18 protein-coding genes and 1 tRNA gene are annotated in these 20,774 nt (G+C 62.9%); 9 read left to right on the top strand and 10 right to left on the bottom strand.

Translation table 11 applies throughout. The annotated features are described in order from the left end of the window. Positions 1 to 21: 21 nt before the first annotated feature. On the bottom strand, positions 22 to 1,263 hold the full coding sequence (locus tag PG881_RS03030) for an MFS transporter (protein ID WP_270797976.1): 1,242 nt from the start codon (positions 1,261 to 1,263) through the stop codon (positions 22 to 24). Positions 1,264 to 1,429: 166 nt separating this feature from the next. On the opposite strand from PG881_RS03030, the gene PG881_RS03025 reads away from it, so the two are divergent. Together PG881_RS03025 and PG881_RS03020 are read left to right on the top strand one after the other, a co-directional pair. After that, complete coding sequence (locus PG881_RS03025; RefSeq protein WP_011707347.1) at positions 1,430 to 2,050, top strand: helix-turn-helix transcriptional regulator; 621 nt, start codon at positions 1,430 to 1,432, stop codon at positions 2,048 to 2,050. A gap of 308 nt (positions 2,051 to 2,358) precedes the next feature. Continuing rightward, positions 2,359 to 2,835: an Lrp/AsnC family transcriptional regulator gene (locus PG881_RS03020; RefSeq protein ID WP_005304871.1), complete on the top strand. Its 477-nt coding sequence runs from the start codon at positions 2,359 to 2,361 to the stop codon at positions 2,833 to 2,835. 86 nt (positions 2,836 to 2,921) lie between these two features. Here PG881_RS03020 and PG881_RS03015 read toward each other — a convergent pair whose 3' ends face one another. The 3 genes from PG881_RS03015 to PG881_RS03005 form a co-directional block, all read right to left on the bottom strand. After that, positions 2,922 to 3,239 carry a hypothetical protein gene (locus PG881_RS03015; protein ID WP_005304873.1) on the bottom strand — a complete coding sequence of 106 codons (318 nt, stop codon included), beginning with the start codon at positions 3,237 to 3,239 and terminating at the stop codon, positions 2,922 to 2,924. 145 nt (positions 3,240 to 3,384) lie between these two features. Next, positions 3,385 to 3,612 (bottom strand): hypothetical protein, encoded by a 228-nt coding sequence (locus PG881_RS03010; RefSeq protein ID WP_011707348.1) that lies wholly within the window; start codon positions 3,610 to 3,612, stop codon positions 3,385 to 3,387. Between the two features lie 33 nt (positions 3,613 to 3,645). Next, on the bottom strand, positions 3,646 to 4,071 hold the full coding sequence (locus tag PG881_RS03005; RefSeq protein ID WP_041216537.1) for a MarR family winged helix-turn-helix transcriptional regulator: 426 nt from the start codon (positions 4,069 to 4,071) through the stop codon (positions 3,646 to 3,648). 142 nt (positions 4,072 to 4,213) lie between these two features. Between PG881_RS03005 and PG881_RS03000 the strand changes: the two genes are divergently transcribed. The 4 genes from PG881_RS03000 (at position 4,214) to chrA (ending at position 7,823) form a co-directional block, all read left to right on the top strand. Next, positions 4,214 to 4,660: an organic hydroperoxide resistance protein gene (locus PG881_RS03000; protein WP_242797553.1), complete on the top strand. Its 447-nt coding sequence runs from the start codon at positions 4,214 to 4,216 to the stop codon at positions 4,658 to 4,660. Between the two features lie 82 nt (positions 4,661 to 4,742). Beyond that, the gene (locus PG881_RS02995) at positions 4,743 to 5,747 is read left to right on the top strand and encodes an NADP-dependent oxidoreductase (protein WP_270797975.1); all 1,005 of its coding nucleotides are present in this window, start codon (positions 4,743 to 4,745) and stop codon (positions 5,745 to 5,747) included. A 243-nt stretch (positions 5,748 to 5,990) separates the two neighbouring features. Then, a complete protein-coding gene (locus PG881_RS02990) occupies positions 5,991 to 6,434 on the top strand; it encodes a nucleotide triphosphate diphosphatase NUDT15 (RefSeq protein WP_017411112.1) in 444 nt (147 codons plus the stop codon). A gap of 237 nt (positions 6,435 to 6,671) precedes the next feature. Next, on the top strand, positions 6,672 to 7,823 hold the full coding sequence (gene chrA / locus PG881_RS02985) for a chromate efflux transporter (protein ID WP_270797974.1): 1,152 nt from the start codon (positions 6,672 to 6,674) through the stop codon (positions 7,821 to 7,823). A 70-nt stretch (positions 7,824 to 7,893) separates the two neighbouring features. Here the strand turns inward: chrA and msrB are convergent, their stop codons facing one another. The 4 genes from msrB to malQ all read right to left on the bottom strand — a co-directional run bounded on the left by msrB (position 7,894) and on the right by malQ (position 14,933). Beyond that, complete coding sequence (gene msrB / locus PG881_RS02980) at positions 7,894 to 8,286, bottom strand: peptide-methionine (R)-S-oxide reductase MsrB (protein ID WP_017411114.1); 393 nt, start codon at positions 8,284 to 8,286, stop codon at positions 7,894 to 7,896. Between the two features lie 56 nt (positions 8,287 to 8,342). Further along, a complete protein-coding gene (gene glgX / locus PG881_RS02975; protein WP_270797973.1) occupies positions 8,343 to 10,484 on the bottom strand; it encodes a glycogen debranching protein GlgX in 2,142 nt (713 codons plus the stop codon). After that, a complete protein-coding gene (gene glgB, locus PG881_RS02970) occupies positions 10,484 to 12,661 on the bottom strand; it encodes a 1,4-alpha-glucan branching protein GlgB (protein WP_270797972.1) in 2,178 nt (725 codons plus the stop codon). The genes glgX and glgB overlap by 1 nt, the downstream gene beginning before the upstream one ends. Before the next feature lie 82 nt (positions 12,662 to 12,743). After that, the gene (gene malQ, locus PG881_RS02965) at positions 12,744 to 14,933 is read right to left on the bottom strand and encodes a 4-alpha-glucanotransferase (RefSeq protein WP_270797971.1); all 2,190 of its coding nucleotides are present in this window, start codon (positions 14,931 to 14,933) and stop codon (positions 12,744 to 12,746) included. A 346-nt stretch (positions 14,934 to 15,279) separates the two neighbouring features. On the opposite strand from malQ, the gene gap reads away from it, so the two are divergent. Together gap and PG881_RS02955 are read left to right on the top strand one after the other, a co-directional pair. After that, the gene (gene gap / locus PG881_RS02960) at positions 15,280 to 16,275 is read left to right on the top strand and encodes a type I glyceraldehyde-3-phosphate dehydrogenase (RefSeq protein WP_011707358.1); all 996 of its coding nucleotides are present in this window, start codon (positions 15,280 to 15,282) and stop codon (positions 16,273 to 16,275) included. A 115-nt stretch (positions 16,276 to 16,390) separates the two neighbouring features. Continuing rightward, positions 16,391 to 17,257 (top strand): D-hexose-6-phosphate mutarotase, encoded by an 867-nt coding sequence (locus PG881_RS02955; RefSeq protein ID WP_270797970.1) that lies wholly within the window; start codon positions 16,391 to 16,393, stop codon positions 17,255 to 17,257. Positions 17,258 to 17,327: 70 nt separating this feature from the next. On the opposite strand, the gene nadA is transcribed toward PG881_RS02955, so the two are convergent. Beyond that, a complete protein-coding gene (gene nadA / locus PG881_RS02950; protein ID WP_029302198.1) occupies positions 17,328 to 18,401 on the bottom strand; it encodes a quinolinate synthase NadA in 1,074 nt (357 codons plus the stop codon). A 140-nt stretch (positions 18,402 to 18,541) separates the two neighbouring features. Between nadA and PG881_RS02945 the strand changes: the two genes are divergently transcribed. After that, positions 18,542 to 20,647, top strand: coding sequence for a methyl-accepting chemotaxis protein (locus PG881_RS02945; RefSeq protein ID WP_270797969.1), 2,106 nt, complete (start codon positions 18,542 to 18,544; stop codon positions 20,645 to 20,647). Between the two features lie 49 nt (positions 20,648 to 20,696). Here PG881_RS02945 and PG881_RS02940 read toward each other — a convergent pair. Then, positions 20,697 to 20,772: transfer RNA gene (locus tag PG881_RS02940), tRNA-Val, on the bottom strand. Positions 20,773 to 20,774: the final 2 nt, after the last annotated feature.

Genomic DNA, 20,774 nt, shown 5'->3' with positions numbered 1-20,774 from the left:
CGTCGCCGAACTGTGATCCCGTCAGCCGGCTTCCACCTGAACGTCGAGCCGCTGCCGCCGATCCGCCGCCCGGCGCAGGCCATAGAAGCCGACGGCACAGAGCAGGCTGCACAGCGCCGCCAGATAGAAGGGCCACTCGGTGCCCGCCAGCAGCACCAGACTGCCGACCACCACCGCCAGGATCTCGCTGCCCACCGCCAGCCCGCGATAGAGCCCCATCGCCTGCCCCTGCTGCTCGGCATGGCTGCGGTTGGAGACCGCCACCGAGGTCGCCAGCTCTCCCAGACTCATGCCGATGCCGGTGGGAATAAAGGTGAGAGCCAGCCCCCACCAATGGCCGGGCAGCACGAACATCAGCATACCCGCCGCCATCACCAGATGGCCGACCACCCCCAGACTGCTGCCACGCCAATGACGAGCCAGGCGTGAACCCAGCCAGGATCCCAGGATCATGGGCACGCTCACCAGCACGGCGGCCTGCGCCAGCTGCACCGGATCCCAGGCCAGCCGCTCCACCAGCCAGACATTGAAGTAGGTGAAGTAGAGCTGCACCGCGCCGTAGCTGAGCAGGGTCAGCACGAAGTAGGGCAGCAGCGCCGGTTGCAGCAGCAGCTGGCGGGAAGAGAGGGCCGGTGCCGGCTGCTCACTGCGGGCCGCCGCCGGCCGATTGGGCAGCAGCCAGAGCACCAGCAGCAGGTTGATCAGAGTCATGGCCACCGCCAGCCAGGCCGCCAGGCTGTAATCGCCGGACACCACGGCGGCATAACCGCCGATCATGGGGCCCACCACCCAGCCCAGGTTCATGCCGATGTTGATCCAGGCGAAGCTGCGCGCCTTGGTTTTGGCGGTGCTCATGTCGGCCGCCATGGCCTGCACGATGGCGATGTCACCGTTGAAGAAGCCCTCCACCACCCGGCTCAGCAACAGCAGCGGCAAGGATCGCCAGGCGATCCCCAGCGCCATCAGAGCGTAGCCCACCAGCACGCCCACCAGACAGAGGGTCAGCACCGGCTTGCGGCCATGACGATCGGAGAGCTTGCCGAGCCAGGGAGCCCCTACCAGCTGAAACAGCGGATAGAGCCCCATGAAGACCCCCAGCCATACCTTGCGGCTCCAGTCCGACGCTTCCGGCGTCAGCATGCCCTGGGCCGGATCCAGCATCAGCGGCGCCAGCACCGGAGATGGCAGGCTGAAACCCGCCACCGCCAGCGTCACCGTCATCACCAGTACCCACAGGCTGGCCTGCCCCTTGATCCCTTCCATGTTTGCCCAATTAAATAAAGTTATTGGTTTATTTATGTTGGCAATCAAACCAGATTAAGTAAAGCGAATTGTTGATTTAAAAAATCCCCCTCCCCATAATGCTCTTATCCATGCCAGAACCGCGGCCGCGCAAGCGACCGCACCTGCCGACGATGAGAGCCTTGCCATGAATGCCAGCACCGACAAGATACTGTTTCTGCTCAAGAGCCACGGTCCACAGAGCGCCGCCGAGCTGGGAGAGCAGTTGCAGATGACCTCCATGGGTGCCCGCCAGCACCTGATGACGCTGGAGGCCGACGGCTGGGTGAGTTTCAACGACGAGGCCCGCGGGCGCGGTCGACCGGTACGCTTGTGGCACTTGACCGAACAGGCTTGGCAACGCTTCCCCGACAGCCACAGCGAACTGACGCTGCAGCTTATCGACAACATCCAGCAGCTGTTTGGCGAAGTGGGCATGGAGCGGCTGATCGCCCAGCGGGAGCAGCAGCAGCTGGCCCGTTATCAGGCCGAGCTGACCCAGCCGGCGCTGGCCGACAGGCTGGCGGCACTGACGGCGCAGCGCACGCGAGAGGGCTATATGGCGGATTTTCGCCAGGAGGAGGATGGCAGCTGGCTGCTGTGGGAGAGCCACTGCCCCATCTGCGCGGCGGCGCGGGCTTGCCGGGGTTTTTGTCGCAGCGAGCTGGAGATGTTTCGCCGCTTGCTGGCGCCGGCCGGGGTGGAGCGGGAGCAGTATCTGCTGGAGGGGGATCACCGCTGCCTCTATCGCATCAGGCCGCAGCCCTGATCCGCAAACGCCAGAAACAACAAAGCAGGCGCCGGGATGCCTGCTTTGTTGCCTTCGGGGAGGGGATGCTCTCGTTCCAGCCCGTCGTTTCCCGATAAGGTGAGACGGCTGATGGGGTTGTTGACCCGGTAAGGTCCTTCACCACAGAGACCGGGTTGGGTTTCTGTCTTGCCACCGGAAGATGTAACCATGGTATCCCTGCCGGCCCGGTGAGTGGTTGCGAAGTAGCATGTATTTTCAGTTGTTTTTGCAATAGTTCACCCTTAATCTAGGAAAAGTGAATTAGTAATTGCAACGAGGAACGGAGAATGCTGAAACTTGATCGCATAGACAGGCATATTCTGGAGTTGATGCAGGAGAATGGCCGCATCAGCAACCTGGAGCTGGCCGAGCTGGTCGGGCTCTCCCCCTCCCCCTGCTCCCGCCGGGTCAAGGCGCTGGAGGATGCCGGTCTCATCGACACCCACGTCACCCTGCTCAACGCCCGCCAGCTGGGGCTGACCCTCACCGCCTACATTCACATCTCCATGGACCGGCACACCCCGGAGCGGTTCGAAAATTTTGACCGCGCCATCAGTGAGCTGCCCGAAGTGCTCGAGTGTGACCTTATCACCGGCAACGACGCCGACTACCAGCTCAAGGTGGTGGTGCGGGACATGGAACACTACCAGCACTTCCTGCTGGACAAGCTGACCCACATCCCGGGGGTGACCGGAGTGCGCTCCAGCTTCGTGCTGCGCCGGATCAAGCACAAGACGGCGCTGCCGCTCAACCATCTGGGCTGACCGCCGGCCCTGATCGGCTGACTGAAGATAAAAGAAGAGGAGGCCACTGGCCTCCTCTTCTTTTATCTTCAGTCAGCAGCCTGCACTCAGACCGCTACCTGGCTGACATCCTGCACCTGCAACAGCCAGCCGGCCTGCTCCTGCTGGGGCTCTCCGCTGACCCGCAGCCGCTCGCCGGTCGGCACCCACTGCCCCTGGGGCAGGGAGACCAGCAGGCTCTCGCTGCCGTTGTCGAACAGCCAGCGATCTTCACCCAGCGACTCGATCAGATAACCTTCCATCTCCACTCTGGACTCGGCTTGCCAGGATGGCGCAACGGAATCACGGCTCTCGATGAAATCCCCCTGAACACCAAAACTGGCCAGCCCCCACAGAATGGAGAGCCCAACCAACGATGATTGCATCTCGTCTCTCCTCTTTTGGAACTGTAGGGCCAGTATGGGAAGAGAAAACTGAGCGCACCATGAACAAGATGGCAAAGTGCCGACGGGATCGCGAAAAAAACCGGCCAGTCGGCCGGTTGTGTCATTTTATGGCGCCTGGATCACACTATTTGGCGGCTTCCTCTGCCATCCGTGCGGCTCTTGGCTTATTCGTCCACATGGCAACACCGCGATGATCCGCGCAGATCCCCTCCTCCACCACGGCCCGCACCCGGGTGCCGTCCTTGCAGATAGCCTGCCAGGCATCGGCATCGTCGATGGCCATCGAAGGGGCATGGGAGCCAGAACTGCAGGCGGTCAGCAACAGGACAAACAGGGGCAACAGGAGTTTCATGGGTGGATCCTCAGACTGGATGGATGGGCCGACTCAACGCCCCAGCTGGGCCGAGATGCGATCGCAGAGCTGCTTGAGCTGGGCCAGTTCAGCATCGGCCAGATCCACCTGATTGCGCAAGCTGTCCGCCAGACAGCACTCCCTCACCTCCTGCTGCAGCTGACGCCCCGCCTCGGTCAGGCCGATGCATTTTTGCCGCTCATCCTCGCTGGAGACGGTGCGGGTCAACCAGCCCTTGCTCTCCAGCCGCTTGACGATGGGGGTCAGGGTGCCCGCATCCAGCCCGGTCTCCTGACCTATCTCCTTGAGGCTGACCTCGTCCCGCGCCCACAGCGACAGCATCACCAGATACTGGGTGTAGGTGAGATCCAGCTTGTCCAGCAGCGGCCGATAGGCCCGCATTACCGCGTTGGAGGCGCTGTAGAGGGCAAAACAGACCTGCTTTTTCAATTCACTCATGGGGCACCTCGCTGACGACTGGGGCCAGTATACCCCAGGAAAATCGGGGGTCGAATAATTTGCACACAAAATAGTTGTCAGCCCGTATTTTCGGGATTAGTCTGAATTTACTTTGCACACAAACAAAATCAGAGACCCCGACATGAAGACGCTCTATCGCACTCAAGCCATCGCCCAGGCCGGCCGCAACGGTGAGGTTCACACCCTGGACAACAGCCTGCAGCTGGCACTGGCCCTGCCGACCGCCCTCGGCGGCAACGGCAAGGGCAACAACCCGGAACAGCTGCTGGCCGCCGGTTATGCTGCCTGCTTCTCCAATGCGCTGATCCACGTGGCCCACAAACTTGGCTCGTCCCTCTCCAGTGCTCCCGTCACCGCCGGGGTCGAGTTGCTGGCGCTGGACGATGGCCGCTTCAACTTCGCCATCACGCTGGACGTAGCACTCGCCACGACCCAACCTGAACAGGCGGCGCAGGCCGAGCAGATAGTGCGGCTGGCCCACCAGACCTGCCCCTTCTCCAACGCCATGCGGGGCAATGTGGTCACCCGGCTGCTGCTCAACGGCGCCCCGCTGGATGAGACGGCGTGAACCCGTTCAGCCTCAACCCCTTGGAAATAGCCATGCTGGCGACCCGCAGGTTGCCAACCCCCCTTACACTGGAGAAAAAACCATGAATCCGTCCAGCCATCAGATCCAGCTGCTGCGTCGCCCGGTCGGCCTGCCCAGCCTGGCCGATTTCACCCTGACCGAGGTGGCTCTGCCCGAGCTGCAAGAAGGAGAGGTGCAGGTCGCCAACCAGTGGCTGTCGGTGGATCCCTACATGCGCGGTCGCATGAGCGAAGCCAAGAGCTACGTTCCCCCCTTCCCCCTCAACGGCCCCCTCGATGGCGGCGCCATCGGCGTGGTGGAAGCCTCCCGTCACCCGGACTTCGCGGTGGGCGACCGGGTGAGCAGCATGCTGGGCTGGCGCGATCGCTTCGTCGCCAACGGTGCCCAGCTGACCCGCCTGCCCGACACCCGCTTGCCGCCCCAGCTCTTTCTCGGCGCCCTCGGCATGCCGGGCATGACCGCCTGGACCGGGCTCAACCGCATCGCCAAACTGCAGGCCGGTGAAACCGTGCTGGTGTCGGCCGCCTCCGGCGCCGTCGGCTCCATGGTGGTGCAGCTTGCCAAACGGGCGGGGGCTCGCGTCATCGGCTCCACCGGGTCGGCCGACAAGGTGGCCTACCTCAAGAGCCTGGGGGCCGACGAGGTGATCAACTACCGTGAGACCCCGGATCTCGATGCCGAGCTGGCCCGGCTGGCACCGGACGGGATCCACGTCTACTTCGAGAACGTGGGGGGCGCCATGCTGGACGCAGCCCTCAACCACATGGTGGTGCACGGTCGCATCGTAATGTGCGGCCTCATCGAGCAGTACAACGGCCAGAGCGAGGCGAGCGGCCCGCGCAACCTCTCCCAGGTGATCCGCAAGCGCCTCACCATGCAGGGGCTGATCGTGTTCGATCACTGGCAGCACTACGGCGAGTTTCTGGCCGAGGTGACCCCGGCCTTCGATGCTGGCACCCTGCAGGCCGAGGAGACCGTCTATCAGGGGCTCGCCAGCATGCCGCAGGCCTTCATCGGGCTGTTCGAAGGGCGCAACACAGGCAAGATGCTGGTCAAGCTGGCGTGATCCGCAGCACTGGCGCCTGACGCCGCAGACTGCTTGCATGACGGGCCCATCCGCCCTAAGGTGGGCCCGTTTTTTATGGTGCAATTCGCAGTTTGTGCAAGGAGCCGCTCATGGGTTCCCTGCTTGTCTCGCGTCATCCCAGCAAGGAGCCCTTCTTATGTCTACCCCCTATCCCCACGTCGGCGGTCGATGACAGAGTGATCCTGACCAACCCATTACCCCCCTCAGCAAGGAGCTCTTCTTATGTCTACTCCCTATCCCCGCGTCGGTGTCGGCGTGATCCTCACCAACCGCCAGGGCCAGGTGCTGCTTGGCAAACGCAAGGGCAGCCACGCCCCCTACTGGTCGATTGCCGGCGGCCATCTGGAGCTGGGAGAGACGTTCGAATCGGCAGCGATCCGGGAAGTGGCCGAGGAGACGGGTTTTCAGATCAGCAACCCCAGCGTCATCGCCGTCACCAACAACCTAGAGACCTGGCGTGAGAGCGGCCTGCACTATGTCTCGGTCACCCTGCTGGCCGAGGTAGAGGGAGAGCCCCAGCTGCTGGAGCCGGAGAAGTGCGAAGGCTGGGTCTGGTGCGATCCGCGCAATCTGCCCGAGCCCCACTTCGATGCCAGTCGCCAATCGATAGCCTGCTGGCTCGCCGGTCGTTGCTATCTGCCGACGCCAAACCAGCCCACCCCATAGACCATCGCCTGCAGGCTGGCGAATCGTTGCTACCTGCCGACCTCAAGCCAGCCGGCCCCATAAGCCATCGCCTGCTGGCTTGCTGGCCGTTGCTATCTGCCACAACCAGGCCAGCCGATGGAGTGACCTGCGGCTGACAAGGTGCGGCTACCTGCTAGCAGCCCCCTGATTTGTCATAAAAAAGTCACCGCTTTGTCATATCATCGGGGTCGATGATGACAACGAGGGAGTGAGGACGTGGGGCAGGTGTTTATTCAGTTTTTATGGTTGGGCTGTGTCAGCTTCGGCGGACCCGCCGCCCATATCGGCTACTTCCAGCGCACCTTCGTCGAGCGGCTGGGCTGGCTGACCCAGGCCGAATTCGCCCAGTTGCTGGCCCTCTGCCAGCTGCTGCCGGGCCCCGCCTCCAGCCAGCTCGGCTTTGCCATCGGCCGCCAGCGGGCCGGGCTCGCTGGGGCACTGGCCGCCTTCGCCGGTTTCACCCTCCCCTCCTTCCTGCTGTTGCTGGCCGCCGCCATCGGTCTGGGCCAGCTCGGCAACAACGTCTGGCTCGATGCCGCCCTGCACGGCCTCAAGCTGCTGGCGCTGGTGGTGGTCGCGGATGCGGTGCTCACCATGAGCCGCCAGTTCTGCAAGACGACGCGCAATCAGGGGATCATGGTCGCCACCGCGGCCGCCCTCTGGTGGCAGCCAGGCCTGCTCACCCAGCTCGTCATGCTGGCGGGCGCCGCCCTGCTCTGTGCCCGCGTCGGCGCGCCGCAAACACCGGGCGCACAGCCCTCGCCGGCTCAGTCCATCCCTGTGCGCCAACCCCACTGGCCCACCCTGCTGCTGTTTGCCCTGCTGTTTGTCGGCCTGCCACTGCTGGGGAGCCCCGTCGGCCAGCTGGTCGGTGACTTCTACCGGGCCGGCAGCCTGGTGTTTGGCGGCGGTCACGTGGTGCTGCCCCTGCTGGCGGAGAGCGTGGGCCACAGCCTCAACCAGCAGCAGTTCCTGACCGGCTACAGCCTGGCTCAGCTGGTGCCCGGCCCCATGTTTACCCTGGCGACCTATCTCGGCGCCCAGTTGCTGCCGACCAGCCCGGTGGGCGGCGCCCTGCTGGCCACCTTGGCGCTGTTTCTGCCCGGCTTTTTGCTGCTGTGGGCCATGGGCCCCTGCTGGCAGAGCTGGCTGACCCGCCCCCGCCTCGCCGGCGCCGTGGCCGGCATCAACGCCGCCGTGGTGGGTCTGCTGCTGGCGGCGCTCTATCAGCCGGTCTGGCAGAGCGCCGTGCTGGCTCCCACCGATCTGGCGTTGGCCGCCGTCGGCTTCTATCTGCTGCGGGGACTCAAGCTGCCCATTCTGGCGCTGGCCACCCTGCTGGTGGTAGCCACCCTGCTGCTGGCCTGATAGGCCCAACAAAGAAACGGCCCCCTGCCAAGGCAGGGGGCCGTTTTTGCATGGATGCCGGGCGCCAGACTCAGGGCTCGGGATCGAAATCCAGACTCAGGCTGTTGACGCAGTAGCGCTGACCGGTTTCGGTCGGTCCGTCCGGGAAGACGTGGCCAAGGTGGGAGCCGCACTGGCTGCAGGTGATCTCCACCCGCTTCATGCCGTGGCTGCCATCCTCGGTGTAGGTCACGGTCCCCTCGATGGCCCGATCGAACGAGGGCCAGCCGCAGCCCGAGTCAAACTTGGCATCCGAGTGAAACAGCACCTGCTTGCAGCAGACGCACAGGTAGTCGCCGCTCTTGCGGTTGTGGAGCAGGGCGCCGCTGTAGGGACGCTCCGTGCCCTTCTCCCAGCAGACGTGATACTGCTCGGCGCTCAACTGCCGGCGCCACTGCTCGGGGTTGGGGGTGTTGCCGCTCATACTGACTCCTTGCCGTGAATATCGGTGCCCAGCATACCCAGTCAGGGCGCCGCGCTCTACCCCGCCAGCGGGAACTGTGATCCGCTTGGCAACACGACGGCAACATCCGGGGTGGCGACCACCCCCTCCTCGGCCAGTGCCACCGCACTCAGGGCGACCCGCTCCAGCAGCTTGAGGGAGTGGGCCCGGCCCACCGCCACCTGCCGCTTGATGTCGTCAGGCAGGAACGGCAGCCCGTCGTTGGTGGCGGTATCGATGGTCTGGATCCACTCCAGCCCCTCCCCCGGCGGCGGCAGACGGAACTGGATGTCGTAGTCGCTGGCGTTGAACAACACGTACCAGCGCTCCCCGCCGCAGCCGATCATGCCGATGTCCATGGCAAACGCCTGCCCCATGGGGGCGTGCCAGTCCTGATCGGTGAGCTGATGGCCGTCCGGGTGATACCAGTTGACCTGGTGGCAGCTGCTGGGGGCGCCGTTCCAGCTGTCGTCGCTCAGCTGCAGGTTGGAGAAGACGGTGGACTCCGCCCGCAGCGCCAGCATCTGCTGGGTGAAGGCGAGCAGCCGCTCGTCCTCCGGCCGCCACTGCCAGTTGACCCAGCTGATCTGGTTGTCCTGACAGTAGGCGTTGTTGTTGCCAAGCTGGCTGCGGCCCATTTCGTCGCCGGCGAGGAAGTGCGGGGTGCCTTGCGACAACAGCAGGGTGGCGATCAGGTTGCGCTTCTGCTGCTGGCGCAGATTGTTGACCCGCGGATCCAGAGTCGGCCCTTCCACCCCGTGGTTGTTGGAGAGGTTGTTGCCGTGGCCATCGCGGTTGTCCTCGCCGTTGGCTTGGTTGTGGCGCTGGTTGTAGGAGACCAGATCCTCCAGGGTGAAACCGTCGTGATAGCAGAGGTAGTTGACGCTGGTATGGGGGGATCGCCAGTTCTTCGGGAACAGATCCCGTGAGCCGACCAGCCGGGTGGCAAAGTCCCCCATCTTGCCAGCATCACCGCGCCAGAAGGCGCGTACCGTGTCGCGGTAGCGGTCGTTGATCTCCAGCCACTGGCTCGGGAACTGGCCGAGCCGATAGCCGAACGGGCCGATATCCCAGGGCTCGGCGATGAGCTTGACCCGTGCCAGCACGGGGTCTGCCATCATGGCCTTGAAGAAGGCCCCCATGGGGTCGAACTCGCCCGCCTCCCGCGCCAGGGTGACCGCCAGATCGAAGCGAAAGCCATCCACCTGCATCTCGGTGACCCAGTAGCGCAGGGCGTCGAGCACCAGCCGCAGGCTGTTGGGGTGATCCAGATTGACGCTGTTGCCGCAGCCGGTGACGTTGGCGTGGCGAGTGTAATCGGGGCCGTGCGCCCCCGCCTCGAAGGCGTAGTAACCGGCGTTGTCAAAGCCCTTGAAGGAGAGCATGGGGCCATCAAAGCCAGACTCCGCGGTGTGGTTGTAGACCACATCCAGGATCACCTCGAGCCCGGCCTTGTGCAGCTCGCGCACCATGGTCTTGAACTCGGTCACCGCCTCCTGCACCGCATAGCGCGGCTCGGGAGCGAAGAAGGCGATGGGGTTGTAGCCCCAGTAGTTGGTCAGCCCCAGCTGCTCGAGCCTGGGCTCGGACATGAAGGCCGCCACCGGCATCAACTGCACCGAAGTGATGCCGATGGACTTGAGATGCTCGATGATGAGCGGGTGGCAGATGCCCAGATAGGTGCCACGCAGCTCGCTCGGCACCCCCTGATGCTGGCGGGTGAAACCCTTGACGTGGGTTTCATAGATGACGGTGCGGGCCGGCTCGATGGCGGGCTTGCCCACTCCCTGCCAGTCGAAGGTGTCATCCACCACCACGGATTTGGCCACCATGGCCGCACTGTCCCCTTGATAGAGGGCGTCATCCCAGTGGGTCGGGCGACTGAGCGCCTTGGCGTAGGGGTCGATCAACAGCTTGTCCGGGTCGAACAGCATCCCCTCCTGGGGCGTGCCGTGCACCCGATAACCGTAGCGCTGACCGGCCTTGACGCCGCGCACATGGCCGAAGCGGTTCTGGCCGCGCCGGCCAGGCAGCTCGAGGCGAGCCAGCTCCCGCTCCTGCTCGTCGAACAGGCAGAGCTCCACCTTGTCCGATTGCGGTGCCCAGACGCAGAAGTGACAACCCGTCTCGTCGAGCAGGGCCCCCAGCGGATGGTCCTGCCCCTTTTCCATTACGAACATCAAGACTCCTGTTTGATGAACAAGGTCGCGAGCGGCGGCAGATCCAGCACTATGCTGTGCGCCATCCCCTGCCACGGGGTCGGCTCGGCGACGAAGACCAGACCCACATCATAGTTGCTGCCCCAGTAATGCTCGCTGTCGGTGTTGAGCACCACCCGGTAGTGACCGGCCGCCGGCACCCCGAGCCGATAGGCAAGCCGCGGCACCGGCGTGAAGTTGCAGGCTACCACCAGCGGGTTGGCCCCCTGCTTGTCGGCCCGCAGCCAGGCAAAGATGCTGTTGTCGGCGTCGTTGTGATCCAGCCAGCGGAAGCCGTTTTGCTCATAATCCGCCTGATACAAGGCAGGCTCATGACGGTAGAGATGGTTGAGATCGTGGATCAGCCGCTGCTGGCCACCGTGCTTGGGATACTGCAGCAGGTGCCAGGGCAGCTGGGCATCGTGATTCCACTCGTTGCTCTGGGCGATCTCGGTGCCCATGAAGTTGAGCTTCTTGCCGGGGTGGGCATACATGAAGCCCATGTAGGCGCGCAGGTTGGCCGCCTGCTGCCACTCGTCACCCGGCATCTTGTAGAGCATGGAGTGCTTGCCGTGCACCACCTCGTCGTGGGAGAGCGACAGAATGAAGTTCTCGTCATAGTGGTACACCATGGAGAAGGTCATGTCGTTGTGGTGGTAGCGACGGTGAATGGGCTCTTTCTGCATGTAGGTGAGGGTGTCGTGCATCCAGCCCATATTCCACTTGAAGCCAAAACCCAGGCCGCCCAGGAAGGTGGGACGGGAGACCCCGGCGAAGGCGGTGGACTCCTCGGCGATGGTCATGGCGTGGGGGTACTTGCCGTACACCTCCTCGTTGGTCCACTTCAACAGGCTGATCGCCTCGTAGTTGTGGTTGCCGCCATCGACGTTGGGCACCCACTCGCCGGCGTTGCGCGAATAGTCCAGATAGAGCATGGAGGCGACCGCATCCACCCGCAGGCCGTCGACGTGGAACTTGTCGAGCCAGAACAGGGCGCTGGCCACCAGGAACTGGCGCACCGTATTGCGGCCGAAGTCGTAGATGTAGGAGTTCCAGTCCGGGTGCCAGCCACGGCGCGGATCCTCGTACTCGTAGAGCGGGGTGCCGTCGAAGCGGGCCAGCCCGTGGGCATCGGACGGGAAATGGGCAGGCACCCAGTCGAGGATGACGCCAATGCCGGCCTGGTGGCACTGGTCCACGAAGTATTTGAAATCATCAGCCGTGCCGTAGCGGCTGGTGGGCGAGAACATGCCCACCGGCTGGTAGCCCCAGGAGCCGCTGAACGGGTGCTCGGAGACCGGCAGCAACTCGATGTGGGTGTACTCCATCCCCTTGACGTAATCCACCAGCTCCACCGCCAGTTCGCGCCAGCTCAGGCTGTCACCGTTGGGGTGACGCTTCCAGGAGCCCACGTGCAGCTCGTAGATGGAGAGCGGCTGCTCGCGTTTGTCGTTGAGCTGGCTCTCGCGCCAGGCGGCATCCTGCCACTGGTACTGGTCGTGGTCATAGACCACGGAGGCGAACGAGGGGTACTGCTCGCAATAGAAACCGACCGGGTCGCTCTTGTGCGGCAGCCGGTTACCCGCCGGGTCTTTGAGTTCAAACTTGTAGCGATCCCCGGCCTTGAGGCCCGGTACGAACAGCACCCAGTGACCGCACTGGCTGCGCTGCATCGGGTAGCGACGGCCATCCCAGAAGTTGAAATCGCCGATGAGGCTCACCGCGGTGGCGCTCGGTGCATAGACCGCAAAACGCACCCCCTCCACTTGCTGGTCCAGATGCTCCACGGTACGCAGCTGAGCACCCAGCGTGTGGTAGAGGTTTTCCGGCTGGTAGGTGAGTTCCGCCAACCCGGCCCAGCCCGCATCCTGGAACTGGTAGGGATCGATGACCTCGACGGTGGCATCTGGGTAGTCGGCAAGCAACTGGTAGGGGAAGGGATTTTTACGGCGGGTGAAAACAGTTTCAAAGAGGCCCGAATCATCGGTGGGCGCCAGGGTGGCAACAATCTTGCCCGACTTGAGATCCCTGACCCGTACGGCCTGGGCATCGGGTAACCAGACGGTCAGCTTGAGGCCGGGCCCATCCGGATTGGCCTGCAGGCCTAAGTGGGAGAAGGGATCGGAACAGCGGGCTGCAACCAAACGTTCAACGAGCATCGAGATTTCCTTTCATAGCTGAGCATCCGCTCCGGCCTGGGCCGAAGCGGATGTAAGTGAGTCACGTTTTGTCGGCAGTGGCTCAACGACTGGCCTCGTCACGGGCCTGGCTCATCTTGCCTGCCAGCGCCTTGAGCGCCTCATTGGCAAAAATATCCTCCAGATCGGTAGACAGCTTGCGGCGCCAGTTCGGGTACTCGTAACTGGTGCCCGGCACGTTGACCGGCTTGTCCATCTCCAGCCAATCCTCCAGCTGGGTGCTGAACAGGGCGCAGCTGCCACGAGACATGTGCAGTTGCAGACCGTGGTTGAGCTCGGTGTTCATGCCGACCCAGTTCACGTCGTGGCTGATGTTGCCGGAGATCACCCCGTGGCCGTGCAGGCTGTCGAGGATCCGCTGCTTGGCCTGGTGGCGATCAGCATACAGGGTCTTGAGTACGTCTTCATCCGGATACAAGCCCAGCTCGCGTCCCAGCGCCAGATCGTCGCAATGCCAAAAGCCCTTGAGGGTCGGCATGTCGTGGGTGGTCAGCGCCGACATCGCCTGCTCGGCGTAGTGAGCCGGAGAGATGAAGCCGCCATCGGCCTTGGAGCGCTCGAAGAAGAACACCTTGTAGGAGTGGACGCCGTTCTCTTTCAGGGTCACGTCGATCCCCTCCGGCACGGTACCGAGATCCTCGCCGATCAGCAGACACTGATTGCGGTGGGACTCGAGGGCCAGGATGCCGAGCAGGTCGTTGACCGGGTAATAGATGTAGGCGCCCTTGGCGGCAGACTCTCCAGGCGGCACCCACCACAGGCGCAGCAAGGCCATCACGTGGTCGATGCGCAGCGCGCCGCAGGAGCGCATGTTGGCACGGAACAGATCCACCATCGGCTGGTAGGCCGCCTCGAACAGCTGGTTCGGGTTCATGGGGGGCAGGCCCCAGTTCTGGCCGAGCGGACCCAGAATATCGGGCGGCGCACCGACCGAGGCTTTCGGGCAGTAGAGATCCCGGTTGGCCCAGATCTCGGTGGAGCCTTCGGAGACGCCCACCGCCAGATCGCGGTAGATCCCCATCACCATGCCGGCCGCCTTGGCACGGGCGTCGGCCCGGGCCAGCTGCTCGTCGGCCAGGAACTGCAGATAGAGGTAGAAATTCACATCCTGGCGGTGCTCGGCCATCCAGGCCGCCACTTCGGGATTGTGGTAGTCACGGAACGGCTCCGGCCACACCGGCCAGCCCCAGGCATTCTCGCCTTTGGCGTAGAAGTGGGCTTGCAGGGCATCGAAGGCGGCCTGTTGCTGCAGGCTGTCGCCGCCGGCGGCAACGAAGGCATCGAAGGCGGCCTGGCGCTCGGCGCTCAGGCTGGCCTGGTCAAACACCTGACGCAGCATGCCGAGCTTGGTCTCGATGACGCCGGTGTAATCCACGTTGCCCTTGGCACGCAGCTCGCTCAGGTGCTGTTGGAAGGCGGGGTTCGCCACCTCGGCCTTGAGCCTGGCATTGGCCAGAAATTCGGGCACGGCTTCCACATCGATGTAGGCCACGTTGAGCCAGCGCCGGGATGAGGGGCTGTAGGGGCTGGCGCTCTCCGGGTTGGCCGGATAGAGGGCATGAATCGGGTTGAGACCGACGAAGTGAGCGCCCCAGGTAGCCATCTTCTCGACCAGCTGGCCCAGATCGCTGAAATCGCCGATGCCCCAGTTGTGGCGGCTGCGCAGGCAGTAGAGCTGCACACTCGGACCCCACACCTTGCGGCCATTGGCGATGGGAGGCTGCTTGTAGCACGCCTTGGGCGCGACGATGAGGCGCATGCTGGCGAGCGGCTCGTCATTGCCCTCTTCCAGCAGGATCAGATCGTGATAACCCAGCTCGGGCTGCACATCCAGAGCCACGCGATAGGCCTGGCACTCCATCTCTTCGAATTCGGCCACGCCGACCAGCTCGCCGTCGATGGGGGTGAGCTGACCGGACAACAGGCCGCCCTGCTCCAGCTTGAGCTGCCAGCTGAGGGCGTCGTTGACGAATTCGATGGGCAGACGGACTTCGAGGGTAATGGGCTCGCCGCTGCGGACCACCATCACGGGATCCAGTGCACGCAACCAGTGCTGGCGGTGCTCCTGCTCAAGCTGCTCGGTCAGGGCGGCCTCGTCATCGACGCGGTAACCCATGGCGCCCAGCATGGCGGCCTTGCTCTCTTCGGATACCTGAGCCGGGTGGCCCCAGGCATCAACATACTCGCTGGCGATACCTTTGGCGGCAGCCAGCTGTTCAATCAGGGTGGTCATAGTTTGAGAATTCCCGCTGTGGATTCTATCTATACTATTTTGATTAATTTTTATGGGTGGTACTTGAACAGTGGCTCTATGGGCCATGCTAAACCGCGCACATTTTTACACATCTGCCTGGCTGGTTGTGTGACCGAGCAGGCACTATTGTTGATAACCGCACCGCCAGGAGATAGATAGTTATTTCGACAAAAGCTGGTAGTCAGTTACATAAACAGAAAATAAATTTCACAGTTTTTCATGATATAGCGCAATTTCAGACAGATTGTTGGTTGACTCACGGGGGAGTTCTAGTAAATTTACAAACGGAATTTTCTTTGACTACTGAACAGTTAGGTAACCAATTATGACTATCAAAGTAGGTATTAACGGTTTTGGCCGCATCGGCCGTTTCGTCTTCCGTCTGGCCGCTGAGCGTTCTGACATCGAAGTGGTTGGTATCAACGATCTGATCGACGTTGACTACATGGCCTACATGCTGAAGTACGACTCCACTCACGGCCGCTTCAAGGGCACCGTTGAAGTCAAAGACGGCAATCTGGTTGTCAACGGCAAAACCGTACGTGTTACCGCTGAGCGTGACCCGGCCAACCTGAAATGGGGCGAAATCGGTGTTGACGTTGTTGCCGAAGCTACCGGTCTGTTCCTGACCGACGAGACCGCTCGCAAGCACATCGCTGCCGGCGCCAAAAAAGTCGTTCTGACCGGTCCGTCCAAAGACGCTACCCCGATGTTCGTAATGGGCGTTAACGACGCTACCTATGCTGGCCAGGACATCGTTTCCAACGCTTCCTGCACCACCAACTGCCTGGCTCCGATCGCCAAGGTTCTGAACGATACCTTCGGTATCGAGTCCGGCCTGATGACCACCGTTCACGCTACCACTGCTACCCAGAAGACCGTTGATGGTCCGTCTGCCAAAGACTGGCGCGGTGGCCGCGGTGCGGCTCAGAACATCATCCCGTCCTCTACCGGTGCTGCCAAGGCTGTTGGCGTGGTTATCCCGGAACTGAAAGGCCTGCTGACCGGTATGGCTTTCCGCGTTCCGACTCCGGACGTGTCTGTTGTTGACCTGACCGTCAACCTGAAGAAAGCTGCCACCTACGCAGAAATCTGCGAAGCGATGAAAGCTGCTTCCGAAGGCGCCATGAAGGGCGTTCTGGGCTACACCGAAGACGAAGTTGTATCTACCGACTTCCTGGGTGAGCGTCAGACCTCCGTATTCGACGCCAAAGCTGGTATCCAGCTGAACGACAAATTCGTTAAAGTTGTATCCTGGTACGACAACGAAATGGGCTACTCCAGCAAAGTTCTGGACCTGATCGCTCACATCTCCAAGTAATTTGGGATACGCAATCAAGTAGCTTGAAAAAGGCGGCCATGGGCCGCCTTTTTGTATTCTGGACCGGGATTTTTCCAACCCTCTCTTCTGAATGTGCGCGAGCACAGGAGCCCTCATGCAACCGACACGCTCTCTGACTGCCCACTGTACCCTCAGCCACCACCCGGCTGGCCAACCCCTGCTGACCGTCAACAACGGTTACGCCAAGGCAGAAATCAGCCTGTTTGGCGCCCACGTGCTGAGCTACCAGCGTCACGACGAACCCGCCTCCATCTGGCTCAGCGACAAGGCGGTGCTGGATGGCAGCAAACCCATCCGTGGCGGCATTCCCCTCTGCTGGCCCTGGTTCGGCCCGGCCCCTGCCCGCGTCGGCAGCGGCAAGCCCTCCCACGGCTTTGCCCGCACCAGCCTGTGGACGCTGGACGGTGTCTCCGATCACGGAGACGGAACGTTGGTACACCTATCCCTGCGTGACAACGAGGCAACCCGTCAGCTCTGGCCTCATGCCTTCGAGCTGGAGCTGGACGTGCTGGTCGGCAAGGAGCTGGCTCTGGTACTGACCACCCGCAACACCGGCAAAGCGCCGCTCGTCTACAGCGGCGCCCTGCACACCTACCTGCAGATAAGTTCACCGGAGTCAGTGAGCGTCAGCGGCCTTGGCGAGCCCTATGCCGACAAACTGACCGGCCAGAATGGCCAGCAGCAGGGCCCTCTGACCCTGAACGGACCGCTGGATCGGGTCTATTGGCAGCCTGCGGCCCACGTCAGCATCCAGGATGGCGAACGCGAGACCCGGGTGGTCAGCGGCAACCACGACAGCGTGGTGGTCTGGACTCCCTGGCTGGAAGGTGCCCGCACCATGGCCGACATGAGCGATGATGGTTATCGCACCATGCTCTGCGTCGAAGCCGCCATCGCCAGCGAGGCAGGCGTGACCGTCGCACCGGATGAAGAGCACAGCTTCTCCACCGTGATCATCTGAGCTGGATGAGGTTCAGATAAATAAAGAGGGCTCCCGCGGGAGCCCTCTTTGCATCTCTTTGTCTTGGTGATCAGGCATTGCCCTGGGTCTTGAGCCTGAGCTCGGCGGCGAAGTTGAGCATGCGGTCGAGCGGGATCAAGGCCTTCACCCGCAGATCCTCGTCCACCAGGATCTCGTGACGCTCGGCGCCATCGGTGAGGGCCTCCTTGATGGCCACCAGGCCGTTCATCGCCATCCAGGGGCAGTGGGCGCAACTGCGGCAGGTCGCACCATCGCCACCGGTCGGCGCCTCCACCATCTCTTTCTCCGGGCAGGCCTGCTGCATCTTGTAGAAGATGCCGCGATCAGTCGCCACGATCAGCTTCTGCTGGGGCAGCTCCTTGGCCGCCTTGATCAGCTGGCTGGTAGAGCCCACCGCATCGGCCAGCTCGATCACCGAGGCAGGGGACTCCGGGTGGACTAGCACGGCGGCATCCGGATTCTGCTCCTTCAGCTCACGCAGGGCGCGGGCCTTGAACTCGTCGTGGACGATGCAGTGGCCCTGCCAGCGCAACATCTCGGCGCCAGTCTTCTTCTCGATGTAGGCACCGAGGTGACGGTCCGGGCCCCAGATGATCTTGTGACCCTGGCTGTCCAGATGTTCGACGATCTCCAGCGCGATGCTGGAGGTCACCACCCAGTCCGCCCGCGCCTTCACCGCCGCCGAAGTATTGGCATAGACCACCACGATATGGTCGGGATGGGCGTCGCAGAAGGCGGAGAACTGCTCGATGGGGCAGCCCAGATCAAGCGAGCACTCGGCCTCCAGCGTCGGCATCAGGACTCGCTTGTGGGGGCTCAGGATCTTGGAGGTCTCTCCCATGAAGCGCACCCCGGCGACGATCAGGGTCTGTGCGGCGTGATCACGGCCAAAGCGGGCCATCTCGAGGGAGTCGCCGACGAAACCACCGGTCTCCTCCGCCAGCGCCTGGATCTCGGGATCCGTGTAGTAGTGGGCGACCAGCACCGCCTTGCGCTCCTTGAGCAGTGCCTTGATGTCTGCGATCAGGGTCGTCTTCTGCTCGGAACTCAGGGGAAGGGGCTTGGCCGGAAACGGATAGTCCATCTCGACTACCGGCGGGACATTGTTCAGTGCATTGCTCATTGCGACTGTTCCATCAACGCTTGGAAAGGCAAAAATTATAACCAGAAGCCGCGCACAAACCCATCAACAAATCCGGTGCTGCGCAAGTGTCCGAATATACTCAAGTAATTCGTTGTCATTCTTGCCAAAGGAGTTGTCGAATGAAACAACGTTCCCTCAAAACCAAGCTGCTACTGCTCACCATGGGGCTGTTTCTCGCCAGCGGTCTCGCCATGACCCTGATGCAGTCCTCCTCGCTGAACACCCTGCGCAGCAACATCGTCAGCCAGACCCGCCAGGCGCTGGAGCAGGAAGTCTCCCGTACCCTGCAGTTCCAGGCCGAACGCTATGCGGTGCAGATCGCCGACCTGCTGCAGCAGTCCTATCAGGTGCCGCTGGGCATGGCGGCCCAGCTGGAGGGCAGCATGGCGCAGCCGGACAGGCTGCTGAGCCGCCCCCAGGTCGAGACGCTGCTTCACAGTCGACTGCAACAAGCGGGCGGCATCAGTTCCATCTATGCCCAGTTTGAACCCGACGGGTACGACGGCCAGGATGCCAGCTGGCAAGCCGGCGCCTCCCACTCCGTCGCCGGCAAGGGCAGCCTGGAAATTTATTTCACTCGCGACCAGGGCGGCCAGATCAGCCAGCAGCCGGTGGATGCCGCCACCAGTGCCGCCAAATACGACACCTCGGTCAACGAGTTCGGCATCCGCAACAGCGAATGGTACCTGTGCGGCCGCGACACCCTGCGCCCCTGTCTGATGGAGCCCTACCTCTACGAGATAAGCCCCGGCAACAAGATGCTGATGACCAGCCTGACGGTGCCCGTTCTGAAAGCCGGCAAGTTTGTCGGCATCACCGGCGTCGACATGAACCTGCCCATCTTCCAGCAACTGGCCGAGAACCTCGGCAAGAGCCTGTATGACAACCAGGCCGAGGTCACTCTGGTCAGCAAAATGGGCCTCATCGTCGGCAGCAACCGTCACGCCGACAAGCTGGGGCGGCCGCTGACGGAAGCCGGCCTCACCGCCCCCACCGGCCAGGAGCAGGACACCGAGACCGACTTCATCCTGCAACAACCGGTCAGGATCGACGCAGCCGACACCCAGTGGTGGCTGATGCTCAAGGTGCCCAAGGCGCTGGCACTCAGCCAGGCCAACACCATCAGCAACCAGCTTGGCGACTTGCTGCAGGCCACCCAGCAGCAACAGCTGATTGCCATCGTCGTCATCACCCTGCTGGCGCTGGCGCTGCTCATCTGGTTCATCCAGACCATCACGGCTCCCCTCTCCCTCATCAGTCGCCATGTATCCCACCTCTCCAGCAACGAGGGGGACCTGACCCAGCAGATGAGGATAGACACCCACCAGGAGCTGATCGAGCTGGGCGGCCACCTCAATGCCTTCCTCGGCAAGTTGCGCGGCATGGTGCAAGGCAGCAAGCAGATCGGCCAGCAGGTACACCAGCAGGCCCAGGGCATGAAGCAGACGGCCGACACCATGCGCAGCAGTCTGGACGAGCAGAGCCTGGAGCTGGAGAGCGTGGTCAGTGCCATGCATCAGATGAGCACCACGGCGGTCAGCGTGGCGGGCTATGCCGAGCAGGCAGCCCAGGAATCGGAGACGGCCACCCATCACATCAGCACGGCCCAGCAGACCCTGAGCCGGGCCCGCACCGAGATCCACACCCTGGTTGAAGACATGCACCTCGCCGACAAGGCCGTCGCCCAGGTGGCCCAGCGCAGCACCAACATCAGCCGCATTCTCGACGTGATCAGAGCCATTGCCGAGCAGACCAACCTGCTGGCGCTCAATGCGGCCATCGAGGCGGCGCGGGCCGGCGACATGGGGCGCGGCTTTGCCGTGGTAGCAGACGAAGTGCGGGCGCTGGCCAACAAGACCCGGGAGTCCACCGACGAGATAGGTCAGCTCATCGGCAGCCTGCAGACCGAGGTCAACAGCAGCCAGCAGTTGATGAGTACCGGCATCACTCGCTCGGCCAGCACGGTGGAAGGGACGGAGCAGGCCTTTGAGGCCCTCAATCAGGTGGTCACCCAGATCCAGCAGATCCACGATCACATCAGCCAGGTGGCCACGGCGGCCGAGCAGCAGAGCGCCGTCAGCGACACCATCAACCAGAATCTGATGCGGATCGGCGACGCCGCCACCACCCTGGGGCAGGAAGCCAACGCCAGCCATCACCTGAGCGAGCAGCTGGAGCAGGCTGCCACGGCACTGGCCACCCAACTCGATCGACTGAGAACCTGACGCCGAACGGCCATAAAAAAAGCCCGCATTGCTGCGGGCTTTTTCAATCTGGTGGTCGTTACTGGGATCGAACCAGTGACCCCCTCCTTGTAAGGGAGGTGCTCTCCCAGCTGAGCTAAACGACCTG

It is taken from the genome of Aeromonas sp. QDB54 (assembly GCF_027707385.1).
Lineage (GTDB): Bacteria > Pseudomonadota > Gammaproteobacteria > Enterobacterales > Aeromonadaceae > Aeromonas > Aeromonas hydrophila.
This window is presented reverse-complemented; position numbering and strand designations above follow the sequence as displayed.

What these genes read in the sequence shown, in the direction of transcription:
- PG881_RS03030 (WP_270797976.1), bottom strand. Translation starts at nt 1,263, where the DNA reads ATGGAAGGGATCAAGGGGCAGGCCAGCCTGTGGGTACTGGTGATGACG.
- PG881_RS03025 (WP_011707347.1), top strand. Translation starts at nt 1,430, where the DNA reads ATGAATGCCAGCACCGACAAGATACTGTTTCTGCTCAAGAGCCACGGT.
- PG881_RS03020 (WP_005304871.1), top strand. Translation starts at nt 2,359, where the DNA reads ATGCTGAAACTTGATCGCATAGACAGGCATATTCTGGAGTTGATGCAG.
- PG881_RS03015 (WP_005304873.1), bottom strand. Translation starts at nt 3,239, where the DNA reads ATGCAATCATCGTTGGTTGGGCTCTCCATTCTGTGGGGGCTGGCCAGT.
- PG881_RS03010 (WP_011707348.1), bottom strand. Translation starts at nt 3,612, where the DNA reads ATGAAACTCCTGTTGCCCCTGTTTGTCCTGTTGCTGACCGCCTGCAGT.
- PG881_RS03005 (WP_041216537.1), bottom strand. Translation starts at nt 4,071, where the DNA reads ATGAGTGAATTGAAAAAGCAGGTCTGTTTTGCCCTCTACAGCGCCTCC.
- PG881_RS03000 (WP_242797553.1), top strand. Translation starts at nt 4,214, where the DNA reads ATGAAGACGCTCTATCGCACTCAAGCCATCGCCCAGGCCGGCCGCAAC.
- PG881_RS02995 (WP_270797975.1), top strand. Translation starts at nt 4,743, where the DNA reads ATGAATCCGTCCAGCCATCAGATCCAGCTGCTGCGTCGCCCGGTCGGC.
- PG881_RS02990 (WP_017411112.1), top strand. Translation starts at nt 5,991, where the DNA reads ATGTCTACTCCCTATCCCCGCGTCGGTGTCGGCGTGATCCTCACCAAC.
- msrB (WP_017411114.1), bottom strand. Translation starts at nt 8,286, where the DNA reads ATGAGCGGCAACACCCCCAACCCCGAGCAGTGGCGCCGGCAGTTGAGC.
- glgX (WP_270797973.1), bottom strand. Translation starts at nt 10,484, where the DNA reads ATGTTCGTAATGGAAAAGGGGCAGGACCATCCGCTGGGGGCCCTGCTC.
- glgB (WP_270797972.1), bottom strand. Translation starts at nt 12,661, where the DNA reads ATGCTCGTTGAACGTTTGGTTGCAGCCCGCTGTTCCGATCCCTTCTCC.
- malQ (WP_270797971.1), bottom strand. Translation starts at nt 14,933, where the DNA reads ATGACCACCCTGATTGAACAGCTGGCTGCCGCCAAAGGTATCGCCAGC.
- gap (WP_011707358.1), top strand. Translation starts at nt 15,280, where the DNA reads ATGACTATCAAAGTAGGTATTAACGGTTTTGGCCGCATCGGCCGTTTC.
- PG881_RS02955 (WP_270797970.1), top strand. Translation starts at nt 16,391, where the DNA reads ATGCAACCGACACGCTCTCTGACTGCCCACTGTACCCTCAGCCACCAC.
- nadA (WP_029302198.1), bottom strand. Translation starts at nt 18,401, where the DNA reads ATGAGCAATGCACTGAACAATGTCCCGCCGGTAGTCGAGATGGACTAT.
- PG881_RS02945 (WP_270797969.1), top strand. Translation starts at nt 18,542, where the DNA reads ATGAAACAACGTTCCCTCAAAACCAAGCTGCTACTGCTCACCATGGGG.